The sequence below is a fragment of the Novosphingobium resinovorum genome (assembly GCF_027922145.1).
GTDB classification, from domain to species: domain Bacteria; phylum Pseudomonadota; class Alphaproteobacteria; order Sphingomonadales; family Sphingomonadaceae; genus Novosphingobium; species Novosphingobium resinovorum.
This window is the reverse complement of the sequence record NZ_BSFC01000030.1, coordinates 418641-431129: the sequence shown is the minus strand read 5'-3', so window position 1 is coordinate 431129 and position 12489 is coordinate 418641. Positions and strand designations below refer to the sequence as shown.

The following is a 12489-nucleotide window of genomic DNA, read 5'->3' as shown; positions in this document are numbered from 1 at the left end:
TGCTTCAGAAATTCAGGTTGAACCGGACCCCGCCGTAGCGGCGGAAGTCACGCGGGAGGATCGCGTTGGCGGCTGCACTGTTTCCGAAGAAGCTCGCGCGGTTGATGATGGTGGCGTAATACTGCTGGTCGAACACGTTGTTGACGAAGGCGACCACTTCCCAGGCCTTGTCCTCGGCGCGAACGCCGATCCCCAGGTTGACGATGTGGAACGCGTCCATCTGGGTCGCCGGGTCGTTGGCATGGGTCGCGCTCTGGTACTGCCAGCTGACCTGAGCGACACCGCGCAGGCTGTCGGTCAGTGCGGGCGTGAAGTCCGCGCTGGCCTGCAGGTTCCACGTGGGCGAGGTAAGCCGCTCACCGGTCAGATCCTGGCTCTTGACCGACCCGCCGGTGCAACCCTGCGCTGCGGTCTGACCGACATAGCACGCGGCGCCTTCGAACGAGGTGTACTTGGCATCAAGATACGTACCCGCTGCGCTCAGCGTCAGATCCTGCGCCGGACGCAGGAAAATCTCGGTCTCGATACCCCGGGTGCGCAGGCCGCCCACGTTGGTGAGACGGAAGTACTGCGTATCGCCGACTGTTTCGATCTGCTGCGCCTGCAGGTTCTTGTAAGTGGTGTTGAACAGCGTGACGTTGAGCGTCACTGCGCGGTCGAGGAACTGGCTGCGCAGGCCCAGTTCCCAGTCCTTCGACGTCTCGGGCTTGATCGCACCGGCCGCCGCGCGGGTGGCATTGAAGCCGGTCGACAGATCGTAGGTCTGCCCCTTGTAGCCGGTGGCGAACGTGCCGAACATGCTGATGTCAGGCGTGAATTCGTAGCGAACGCTGGCCTTGTAGGTATCGGCGGTGTCGCTGGCGTTGCCCGACCAGTAGCCATTGCCGTTGTAGATGTCGTTGAAGGTGTACGACACCTTCTCGTTCTGCAGACGCGCGCCGCCGGTCAGCGTCAGGCCCTGCACCAATTCCCAGTCCGCCTGCACGAAACCGGCAATCTGGCGCTGCTTGGCAGTGGCGAACCACTGCGCCAGCGAGAACTCCGGCCCGCGATAGAACGGGCGGTTGAAGCTGGTGTCGGCGAAGTAGACGCCCACGGTATAGCGGAACTTGTCCTCCGCAGGCGACTGCAGGCGCACTTCCTGCGTCACCATTTCGGAGTTGAAGGTGCCGCGCTCGATGTTGTTGCCGTCGATCGGCGCGACGGTCTGATCCTGGTCGACGAAGTCGTGCAGCTTGAAGCGGTCGTAGGACGTGATCGAGGTCAGCGTCATGTCGCCGATACCGAACTCACCACGCAGGTAGCCGCCGTAACCGTGGTAATTGGTGCCCGAATCGACGTTGTCGACGACCTGCTGGTTGTCGGGGCCGACCGTGATGCCCGGCAGCGCAACGTCAGCCGTATATCCGGCCCGGCCGCGATAGAGCGCGCCGCTTGCAAGGTTGATGAATGGCATGCCCGAGTGGGTTTCACCGTCATTGTAGTTGGCCGCCAGGGTGATCGCGACGTCGCTGCTGGGCTCCCACTTCAGCTTGCCACGGAAGCTGGAGGCCTGCCGGCTGTTGACGTCCTTGTCCAGCGTGATGTTGCGGACGTTGCCGTCCCACCACGAATAGCTGCCCGACACGATGAAGCCGAGGGTATCGGTGAGCGGGCCGGAGACGCTGAAGCTGCTGGCGACTTCGTCGTCGCTGGTCACCTTACCGTTGACGCGCATTTCCAGCTTGTCGGTGGGGCCACGGGTGATGAGGTTGATGAGGCCCGCCGAAGCGGCCTTGCCGTAGAGGGTGCTCTGGGGACCGCGCAGCACTTCGAGGCGCTCCACGTCGGGCAGGTCGGTGAAGGCGCGCGCCTGGAAGGCCAGCGGCACTTCGTCGATCAGCACCGCGACGCTGGGCTCGACGCCGATGCCGAAGGCATACGTGCCGACGCCGCGCAGCGAGATATTGGCGCTCTGCGGCTGCTGCGCCGGGTTGATGCGCAGCGAGGGGGCGACCTTGTAGAGATCTTGGAAACCGCTGACACCGGCGGTCTGCAGCTTGCCGGGCGCCACGACCGAAACGGCCAGCGGCACTTCCTGCACGCTTTCGGAGCGCTTGTTGGCGGTCACGATGATGTCGCCGCCGTAGTTGTCGGCCGCGCCGGACTGGGCGGCGGCGGGGGCCGGAGCCGCATCCTGCGCCATCACAGGCACGGCGAGCGCGCCGGCGCCCGCGATGATCGTGGTTGCGCAGAGGTGATGCCAAAGTTTCATCTATTTTCTCCTCCCCTTCGTCCAGCGAAGGTCATCCCAGCGGCTTTGTCAGCCTGTGGTCAGCGGATTATCAACTGACCTTACCAATGGCAATAAATGTTTTGCTCTATTCGCGGAATTTATATCGCCTCTAAAAGGCGAGCAGCAGACAGGCAGCAGAACACTCCGAAGAGCCAACTCCCCGGAACGTCCGATTTCGTCGATAAATCTAGGTTTTCAGCCATTCCGCGATGAAGAAGAGCTGTGCAGACCAACCCTTCACGCGGTCAGGCCACCGTTATGCGCACACCGCTGCGGCCGTCATGTTCTGCCGGCGTGCTTTCGTAGCCATCAACCACCAGCTTGCGCGAATCGCCGATCGGCAGGAGCAGTGTGATGGTGCCATTCCCGAAAACGCCCTCGCCAGTGCGCTCGACGGTCACAGTGACTTCGTCGGCAGTGGCCCGGCACGTGCCGCTCCAGACATCGGCGTCGCCGTAACCCTCGCCATCGTCCTCGTGGAAGGACCACGCAGCGCTGTCACCGCGCGTCGGCGGGAACAGCCAGAGGCCCCGCTCGAATGCGCCCGGCCGCACCCCGCCTTGGGCGAGATCGACCGGAATCGTGCTGCCCGCACGGGCGAGCACCGGCGGCAGGCCGTCGAGAGGCGCCGCGAGGGTGACGGCCCCTCCGCCCACGTGGACGGCGCCGGTCCAGGGGTCGATCCAGTCGGCTGCAGCAGGCAAGGTGGTCCCGACGGTATCGACGCCCTCCTCACAGGCGAGAACGACCAGCAGGTCGCGGCCCAGCAGATGCGCATCATCGTCGGTCCAGGCTGCGGCATCCTCAGGGAAGTCCAGCCAGAGCGGGCGCGAAACCGGCTCGTAATCGCGGTGATAGCGCCAGAGCAGGTCCGAGAAATACGGGATCAGCGTCTGGCGCAGCGCCATCAGGCGGCGCATCGCGGGAAGCTGTTCCGGGTACATCCAGGGCTCGTTGACGCTGGCGTCGTCGTTCCAGCTATGGATCGAGAAGCGCGGCATCAGCACGCCCGCCTGCACCCAGCGCAGGAACAGTTCCGGCTCCGGCTTGCGGCCCGCGAACCCACCCACGTCATGCCCGCTGTTGGACACGCCTGAAAGCGCCAGTCCCAGCCCCATCTTGGCATTGTAGCGGATGGTCTTCCAGTCAGTGCGGTTGTCGCCCGTCCACGTCTGCGCATAGCGGTGGAGCCCCGCCATGCCGCTACGCGACACTACGTAAGGACGGCGCACCGCGTCATGCTCCACCTGAGCCCGGCGCGAAGCCCGCATCATCAGCAGCGACTGCAAGGGCCGCGCCTCGGCGGCCGGGCGCGGCGAGCCAAAGAAGTCGAACAACGCCCGCCGGTCCCACACGCCGTATTCGTTGTTGTCGTTCCACGTCGAACGGATACCGTAATCGAGCAGCGCCGCCTTCACCTGCGCCCGCCACCAGGCCGCACCTTCGGACTTGGTCAGGTCGATGAAGGAGCCCAGTTCGTCCCAGAACTGCACCTCGATCGGCGTGCCATCGGCGTCGGCGACCAGCAGCCCGGCCTCGGCCAGTTCGGCGAAGCGCGGATGGTCGCGCAGGAACGCGGGCTTGATGTTGGGCACCAGTTCGATCCCCGCGGCGCGATAGCCCTCGACGAAGGCAGCGGGATCGGGGAACTTGTCGCGGTTCCAGTTGAAGACGTAGCGCTTCAGCCCGATCGAGGTGTAGCCCGAGGACAAGTGGAACGAGGTGCAGCCGATGTCGTGCTCCTCCAGCTTGTCGACGAAATCCTGCATCCGCGCCTGCGCATCGGGGGCGTCGGTATAAGTCATCGTCGAGCCGGAATAGCCCAGCGCCCAGCGCGGCATCAGCGCGGGGCGGCCGGTCAGCCACGTGAAACGGCGCGTCACCGCCAGCGCGTCAGGCCCGGCGATCATGTAGAGGTCAAGGTCGCCGCTATCAGCCACGACCGAGCGATAATGGCCGTGGTAGTTGTCCAGCTCCTCGCCGAGATCGACGGTGACGTCCGCCATGATGTCGTAGAACGCGCCGTGGCAGACGTTCTGCGCATCGGCGACGAGCAGGTAGGGGATCGTCTTGTAGAGCGGGTCCGAACTCTGCGCGTCGTAGCCCATTGGGTCGAGGTTCGTCATGCGCAGGCGCCGCCCTGTCCGGTCCATGCCGCCCGAACGCTCGCCAAGACCGTAGTAGCGCTCGCCCGCCGGACGCGCGACGTAGTGCGAGACACGGCCGTCCCACCAGCCGAAATCATAGCTCTGCGTCGGGCGATCGGCCATCATCAGCTGCCATCCGTCACCGGCGCGCTGCTCCCAGCCGCAGTGGAAACCGTCGAGGCGGATCGTCAGGCGGATGCGCGCGGTCTCGATCACCAGCGTGCCGTCGGCGTCGTCGAGGCGGTAGTCGGGGCAGGCGAAGCCCTCCACGCTCATGCGGTCGCGGCCGGGCTCGGCGACGTCCTCGGCGCCGGGCGCGACGGCCCAGCTCGGCGGCCCCTTCACGGTGCCTTCGGGGAGCAGGAGCAGGCGCACGACGTCCTCCTCCAGCACGAAGACATGCGCGACGGCGGCGGTATCGCTGCGCAGGGTTATGCGGCCGGTATCGCGCTCGGCGACGTGGAACAGCGGCGGGCGGGAGAGGGTCGCTTGACGCATGAACTTACTCCGAAACGGCGGAGCGCAGGCGGCCGATCATGGCGATCAGCACGGCCGCGCCGAGAAGGTCGAAAACCGAAAGGCAGGCAAACAGCGGAGCATAGCCGACACTGTCGGCCAGCTGCCCGATCAGCAGCGAGAACAGCAGGCCGCCGAGCCAGCCCGCCTGTCCGACGAAGCCATTGGCGGTGCCCACTTCCTCGGGCGAGAAGACGTCGGCGCTCAGCGTGTTGATCAGCACCGAGATGATCTGGTGCGCGAAGCCGCCGACGCAGAACAGGGCGATCGCGGTGTAGGGATCGGCGGCAAGACCGATGCAGCCCGGCGCGATCATCAGCACGGCAGCTAGGCTGATCGCCGTGACGCGCGAGGGGATCAGGCTCATGCCGAAGCGCTTCATGAAGAACGGCGAGAGGTAGCCACCCAGCACGCCTCCAAGGTCGGCCGCTAGGAACGGCAGCCAGGCGAACAGCGCGATCTGCTTGATGTCCATGCCGCGCTCGTGCGCCAGATAGAGCGGAATCCAGAAGCTGAAAGTCTGCCACGCGGGCTCGGCCAGGAAGCGCGGGATGGCGATAGACCAGAAACGCGGGCTGGAGACGATCTCCTTCGCCGAGGCGCGGCGGGCGGGCGCGACCGGGCGGTCGTGCTCGATATAGGCGCGCTCTTCCGGGGTGATCGCCCAGTGCTTCTGCGGGGAGCGGTAAAGGCGATACCAGCCGTAGGCCCAGAACAGCCCCACCCCGCCGGTGACGAGGAAAGCGGCGCGCCAGTCGGCGGCGAGCGAGACGGCGATGACCAGCGGCGGCGCGATCAGCGCGCCGAGCGAGGTGCCCGCGTTGAACCAGCCGGTGGCGACCGAGCGTTCCTTGGCCGGGAACCACTCGGCAATGGCCTTCATCCCCGAGGGGATTGCAGCGGCCTCGCTCATCCCCAGCAAACCGCGGAAAAAGGCGAGGCCCATCCAGCCGCCCGCGAAGGCGTGGGCCATGTTGGCGATCGACCATGCGGCGGCGAAGAGCGCGAAGCCGATCTGCAGGCCTACCCGGTCGACGATCCAGCCGCAGACCGGCTGCATCACCGTATAGGCCAGCTGGAAGGCGCCGACGATGTAGCTGTACTGCTGCGTCGAGATATGCAGCACGTTCGTCAGTTCGGGAGCCAGCGCGCCGAGCGAATTGCGGGCGAGGTAGTTCAGGATCGTGCCGACGCAGATCAGCGCGACGATCCACCAGCGCAAGTTGCGCACGGTTCTCACTGCCTCGCTCCGCTGGCCCGCGTCCGGATTCCGACCGCCTTCATGCTCTGTCTCCCAAGATTCTTATCGTTGATTAGTCGCGGAAAACCGCCATGTCCAGAGAGGTCTTACCATTTTGGGCAGGCCACATCACGACCATGCAGCAATGTGTTCATCGAGCGCGGATTCGACCGATTTGTCGAGTTTCAGGCCGAGTTTGGAGCGCCGGAACAGCACGTCGCGGCCGGTCCGCGCCCACTCGTGGCGGGCCAGATAATCGACCTCGGCGGCGTAGAGGTCGCCGCCGAAATGGTGGCCGAGTCCCGCCACGTCGCGCGCGTCTCCGAGCAGGGTGGCGACGCGGGTGCCGTAGGCGCGGGCGAGGCGGCGAAGGAGGGCGGCGGGGAGGCCCGGGCGCTGGGCAATCAGGGTCGCGGCGAAGCGTTCGAAGTCCGCTTCGGGCATGTCGCCGCCGGGCAGGATCGCACCGCTGGTCCAGGCGCCGGATTGCGGCGAAAGGAGCGGGGCGAGCTTCTCCATCGCGTGCTCCGCCAGCTTGCGATAAGTGGTGATCTTGCCGCCGAAGATGTTGAGCATCGGCGCGCGGCCGTCCTCCGCATCGAGGTCGAGCACGTAGTCGCGGGTGACCGCCGAGGCGCTGCTGGCGCGGTCGTCGTAGAGCGGGCGGATGCCAGCGTAGCTCCAGACCAGATCAATCTCCCCGATCGGGCGGGTGAAGTAGCGGGCCACGGTGTCGAGCAGGTAGCGGGTCTCTCCCTCGGAGATCGCGGCGGCGCCGGGGGCCTCGTCCCAGGCTTCGTCGGTAGTGCCGACGAGGGTGAATTCGCCCTGGTAGGGGATCGCGAAAACTACCCGTTTATCAGGGTTTTGCAGCAGGAATGCATGGTCGCCTTCGTAAAGGCGCGGGACGACGATGTGGCTGCCCTTGATCAGCCTGACGCCGCGATCGCTGCGGCCATCGGGCACGCGGGCGATCACGTCGGCGACCCATGGACCGGCGGCATTCACGAGGGCTCGGGCGCGGACGTTATGCCTTCCTTGCGCATCCGAAATCGTCGCGGTCCAGAGGCCGTCGGAGCGCTCGGCGGAGACGAGGCGGGTGCGCGTGCAGATGCGGGCGCCGCGCGCCTCTGCGTCCATTGCGTTGAGAACGACGAGGCGGCTGTCCTCTACCCAACAGTCCGAATAGACGAAAGCTTTTGCGCCGGATTTCAGACCGTTACCGCGCGGATCGCGGGCCAGCTGCGGGATCGTGCGGGTGGCGGGGAGGACCTTGCGACCGCCGAGGTGGTCGTAGAGAAACAGCCCCAGCCGCACCAGCCAGGCGGGGCGCGGGCTGTTGACTTGCGGCAGCACGAAGGACAGCGGCCAGATGATGTGCGGGGCCATGGACAGCAGCCGCTCGCGCTCGATCAGGGCCTCGCGGACCAGTCGGAATTCGCCATATTCGAGGTAACGCAGGCCGCCGTGGATCAGCTTGGTGCTGGCCGAAGAGGTGTGCTGCGCAAGGTCCTCCTTCTCCACCAGAAGCACCGAAAGTCCGCGCCCTGCCGCATCCCGGGCGATGCCCGCACCGTTGATGCCGCCACCGACGACCAGCAGATCGTAGGTGCACTCGGCGGCACTCAACGGCACACAAGCGGTATCCAGCGGCACGGAACTGTCCGAAGAAGGCATTCGACATCCTCTTTCACGGGCCATCGCGGCGCTCCCGCCGAGCGACGCCCTAACCATCATCCCGTTCGGGCGATTGACGCCGTGCTCTATATGAGTAGTAGATTGGCCTTACCAGAAGAAAAATATCTGCCCAAAGTCAACTGACCTCAATGCCGCGTGGAGAGATGCCCAGTGCCAGCCGATTCGTATATCCTCGCCATCGACCAGGGCACGACCTCGACCCGCAGCATCGTCTTCGATGCGCAGGGCCGTCCGCTCGCCACCGCGCAGCGCGAATTCGCCCAGCACTATCCCGAGGACGGCTGGGTCGAACATGATCCGGAGGACATCTGGCGCGATGTCGTCGCCACCGTCGGCGAGGCCATCGCCGAGGCGGGCATCACCGCCGCCGACCTCGCCGCCATCGGCATCACCAACCAGCGCGAGACTGTGGTGGTATGGGACCGCGCGACCGGAGAGCCGATCCACCGCGCCATCGTCTGGCAGGACCGGCGCACTGCCCGCACGTGCGCCCAGCTGCGCGAGGCCGGGCACGAGGCCATGGTGCGCGCGCGGACCGGCCTGCTGCTCGACCCGTACTTCTCCGGCACCAAGGTCGCCTGGATCCTCGACGCGGTGGAGGGCGCGCGCGAGCGGGCGGAGCGCGGCGAACTGGCCTTCGGGACGATCGACAGCTTCCTGCTCTGGCGCCTGACCGGCGGCGCGGTCCACGCCACCGACGTCACCAACGCGGGCCGCACCCTGCTCTACGATATCCACGCGCAGCGCTGGGACGCGGATCTCTGCGCCCTGCTGCGCGTGCCCATGGCGATGCTGCCTCAGGTGGAGGACAGCAGCCACGTCTTCGGGCAGACGCTGCCGGAGCTTTTCGGCGCCCCGGTCACGCTGGCGGGCATCGCCGGAGACCAGCAGGCGGCGCTGGTCGGGCAGGCGTGCTTCGCGCCCGGCACCGTCAAGTCGACGTACGGCACCGGCTGCTTCGTACTGCTCAACACCGGCGAGACGGCGGTAACCTCCGAGCACGGCATGCTGACGACGCCCGCCTACCGCATCGGCGGACGCATGACTTATGCGCTGGAGGGCTCGATCTTCGCCGCGGGCGCGGCGGTGAAGTGGCTGCGCGACGGGCTCGGCATCATCACGCACGCCCGCCAGACCGACGACATGGCGACGCGCATCGCCGACAACCACGGCGTCTACATGGTGCCCGCCTTCGTCGGCCTGGGCGCCCCGCACTGGGACCCGGACGCGCGCGGCACGATCGTCGGCCTGACGTTCGACACCGAACCCGCCCACCTCGCCCGGGCCGCACTGGAGGCGGTCGCCTACCAGACGCTCGATCTGATCGAGGCGATGATCGCCGACAGCGGCACACGCCCATCGGCCATCCGGGTGGACGGCGGCATGGCGGCCAATGCCTGGCTGTGCCAGTTCCTCGCCGACATACTGCGCATCCCGGTGGAACGCCCCGCGCATCTCGAGACGACCGCTTTGGGTGCTGCCTTCCTCGCCGGGCTTGCGGTCGGCGTCTGGCCGGATACGCAGGCCATCGCCGCAGCCCGGAGCGAGAAGACGTGTTACCTGCCGTCCATGCCGGACGACGTCCGCGACCGCCTGCTGGCGGGATGGCGCCGGGCACTGGCGGCTGCGACGGTCAGGCTGGAAGCCGCCTGACTCCTACAGCACCGGAAAAGGGAGGTACCTCAGACGCGCGAGACGGTCTGGTCTATCGCGCCGAATGGCGCACCGCCGTCCGCCGCCAGAGCTTCCATGCGAATCCTGTCGCCATAGGCCATGAACGGCGTGGAGGGCTTGCCGTCGCGGATCATCTCGATGGCCCGCACTTCGGAGATGCAGCTGGAACCGACTTCTGCATAATCCGGGTTGGACACCGTGCCCGAACCGATGATCGTGCCCGCGACCAGATCGCGCGTGCGAGCGGCGTGGGCCACAAGTTCGTGAAAGCCGAAGTCCATGGCGCCGCCGCTCGCCCGGCCGAAGCGCTTGCCGTTCCAGTCGATCTGCAGATCCATGCAGACACGCCCGTCGCGCCATGCCGCGCCGAGCGCATCGGGCGTGACGGCGAAAGGTGCCATCGAGCAGGCCGGCTTGGCCTGGACCCAGCCGAAACCGGTCTTCATCTCGATCGGCGCGATCGCGCGCAGCGACCAGTCGTTGATCTGGACCACCAGCCGGATGTGGCCGAGCGCCTGCTGCGGCGTCACCCCCATCGGCACCGCATCGACGATGACGCCGAATTCGCCCTCGAAGTCGATGCCGTCGGCTTCGCTGGGGAACGCCGCCGGGTCGGCGGGACCGAGAAAACGGTCGGACATGCCCTGGTACATCAGGGGACGGTCGGTCTCGATAGGCGGCAGGTTGAAGGCGATCTGCATGAGTTCGCCGTGTGTGCCGAATGCCGAACCGTCGAGCCACTGCCACGAACGCGGGAGCGGCGCGCGCAGAAGCGGGGGGTCGAGCGGATCGCCCTCTCCCGCTGCGAGCCGGGCGGCAAGATCGCGCAGCAGCGCTTCCGCACCCGTCCAGTCCTCCATCGCGCCCAGCAGGTTGGGGATTGACGCCGCAAGGCAGCGCGCGCCGTCGTGCGAAACCACGACGAGGCGGCCGTCCGGCGTCCCGTCGGCAAGCGTTGCGAGGCGCATGGCGGGCTCAGTCCTCTATGATGGCGACGGCGCGGGTCCAGCCCGCCGAGGCGCCCTTGATCTTGTGCGGGAAGCAGCTGACGGTGAAGCCGTGCGGCGGCAATGCCTCAAGGTTGTGCAGCTTTTCGAGGTGGCAGTAGCCGATGTCGCGCCCGGCCTTGTGGCCCTCCCAGATCAGCGAGGTGTCGCCGGTCTCCTGCACTTTCTTCGCGGTATGCGCGAAAGGCGCGTCCCATGACCAGGCGTCGGTGCCGGTGACGCGCACACCCCGCTCGGTCAGGTACATCGTCGCCTCGTAGCCCATGCCGCAGCCGACGTTCACGAAGTCCGGCCGCCCGAGCGCCTTGCCCGCCGCCGTGTTGACGAGAACGATGTCGAGCGGCTGCAGGTCATGGCCGATCCGCGCGAGTTCCGCCTCGACTTCGGCGGCGGTGACCACATGGCCGTCCGGCAGGTGGCGGAAGTCCAGCTTCACCCCGCGCTGGAAGCACCATTCCAGCGGCACTTCGTCGATGGTGATCGAGCGTTCGGGCTCGCCGTCCCTGCCGTTCATGGTCGGGTGGAAATGGTAGGGCGCGTCGAGGTGCGTGCCGCTGTGCGTCGTCAGCTTCACCCATTCGGAGGCCGCGAAACCGGCGCCGTCGGGGGTGTCGTTGGCGGTGACGCCGGGGAAGAACATGTCCAGTTCGCCCGCCGTGTCCATGTGGTTCTGGTAGGTGATCTCGGGCTTGAGGAACGGCGGGTCGCTGACCACGTCGTTGCACAGCGTGATCGAGAGGTCGATGAACTGCCTGTTGGCACTACGGGGGCTCATGCGGTTGCTCCTCCAAGCGTTTCGGCGAACCAGTCGGAGATCAGGTCGCGGCCATAGGCCATGTTGTCGGCGCCGACGTGCTCGACGCCGCCTTCGCGCGGGGTGAAGATCACCTTCTGGCGCCGGGGCGAGTTGACGAGCTGGTCATAAAGGTCGTCGGCGTAGGCGACGCTGATCTGGCGGTCCTGCGCACCATGGGTAACAAGGAACGGAACCCTGATGCCGTCCATATGGCCGTTGAGGTTCATCGCCTCGGATTTGGCGAGGAAGTCTTCCTGACCCTCGGCCCCGAAGGCCCAGTGGACGTGCGCCCAGTAGTGCGGCACCGGGTTCTCGCCCTCGCGCGACATGCGTTTGTCCTGCACCTCGCGCCAGTTATGGTTGGCGCCCCAGACCGCGCCGCTGGCGAAGCGCGGTTCGTAGGCGACGGCGCGCGGCGCGAAGTGACCGCCGAGCGAGATGCCGGTCATGCCGATGGCCCCGGGATCGACTTCGGGCTGCTGCTCCAGCCAGTCCACCGCCTTGCTCGCCCAGCTTTCGGAATGCGGGTCGACCGGCAGGCTCTGCAGGCGCAGCGCCTCGCCGGAGCCGGGCTGGTCGACGCAAAGGGTGGAGATGCCGCGCCGCGCCAGTTCTTCAGGGAGCCGGGTCCAGTAGAGCAGCTCCTTGCAGCTATCGAGGCCGTTGCAGAACACCACCACGGGCTTGCGGCCCGATCCGGGAGCGCGGGTGAACAACGCGGGCATGGTGCCCTGTTCCAGCGGGATTTCGACGCGCTCGCGGTTCAGCTTGCCCAGCGCGGTCGAGCGGTCGAACGCCTCGCGCGCCTTCGCGTAAGTCGCCTCGCGCCCCGGTGCGCCGTGGCCCTGCATGCGCTCCGCCGTGATCAGGTAGAGCGAGGCGCGTTCCAGCTTGCTGGAGGCAGAGAAGGCGCAGCCCTTCGCCTCGTCCTCGGCGGCGAGATCGAGCAGCTTGTCGCCCATCGCCGCCCATGCCTTCATGAACTGCGGTGTGCCCGCGTCCGCGCCGCTGTCGGCCGCGTCGCGGATCGGCTTGCACATGTCGATGATCTCGCCGAGCTGCGCGCCCGATTCCATCGCGATCGCGACCGAGAGGTTCCAGATGTAGTTCGGGAAGTATTCGAAGAGGGCCACCTG

8 protein-coding genes are annotated in these 12489 nt (G+C 66.8%); 1 reads left to right on the top strand and 7 read right to left on the bottom strand.

Annotated features, from left to right (window positions below; genetic code table 11):
* Positions 1-4: 4 nt before the first annotated feature.
* From PKE80_RS19850 to PKE80_RS19835, 4 genes are all read right to left on the bottom strand, one after another.
* Entirely contained in the window at positions 5-2254 is a 2250-nt protein-coding gene (locus PKE80_RS19850; RefSeq protein WP_271184002.1) for a TonB-dependent receptor, read from the bottom strand.
* Positions 2255-2520: 266 nt separating this feature from the next.
* Positions 2521-4920 (bottom strand): glycoside hydrolase family 31 protein, encoded by a 2400-nt coding sequence (locus PKE80_RS19845; RefSeq protein ID WP_271184001.1) that lies wholly within the window; start codon positions 4918-4920, stop codon positions 2521-2523.
* Positions 4921-4924: 4 nt separating this feature from the next.
* A complete protein-coding gene (locus PKE80_RS19840) occupies positions 4925-6178 on the bottom strand; it encodes an MFS transporter (RefSeq protein WP_271184000.1) in 1254 nt (417 codons plus the stop codon).
* A gap of 129 nt (positions 6179-6307) precedes the next feature.
* Complete coding sequence (locus tag PKE80_RS19835; RefSeq protein WP_271183999.1) at positions 6308-7855, bottom strand: glycerol-3-phosphate dehydrogenase; 1548 nt, start codon at positions 7853-7855, stop codon at positions 6308-6310.
* A gap of 171 nt (positions 7856-8026) precedes the next feature.
* Between PKE80_RS19835 and glpK the strand changes: the two genes are divergently transcribed.
* Complete coding sequence (glpK, locus tag PKE80_RS19830; RefSeq protein ID WP_271183998.1) at positions 8027-9529, top strand: glycerol kinase GlpK; 1503 nt, start codon at positions 8027-8029, stop codon at positions 9527-9529.
* Between the two features lie 29 nt (positions 9530-9558).
* Here glpK and PKE80_RS19825 read toward each other — a convergent pair whose 3' ends face one another.
* From PKE80_RS19825 to PKE80_RS19815, 3 genes are read right to left on the bottom strand one after another with little or no spacing between them, the layout of a single operon-like run.
* Positions 9559-10518, bottom strand: coding sequence for a fumarylacetoacetate hydrolase family protein (locus PKE80_RS19825; protein WP_271183997.1), 960 nt, complete (start codon positions 10516-10518; stop codon positions 9559-9561).
* Between the two features lie 7 nt (positions 10519-10525).
* Positions 10526-11332, bottom strand: a complete 807-nt coding sequence (locus PKE80_RS19820) for a cyclase family protein (protein ID WP_271183996.1) — start codon at positions 11330-11332, stop codon at positions 10526-10528.
* Complete coding sequence (locus PKE80_RS19815; protein WP_271183995.1) at positions 11329-12486, bottom strand: alpha/beta hydrolase family protein; 1158 nt, start codon at positions 12484-12486, stop codon at positions 11329-11331. Before PKE80_RS19815 ends, PKE80_RS19820 begins: the two co-directional genes overlap by 4 nt.
* Positions 12487-12489 lie beyond the last annotated feature (3 nt).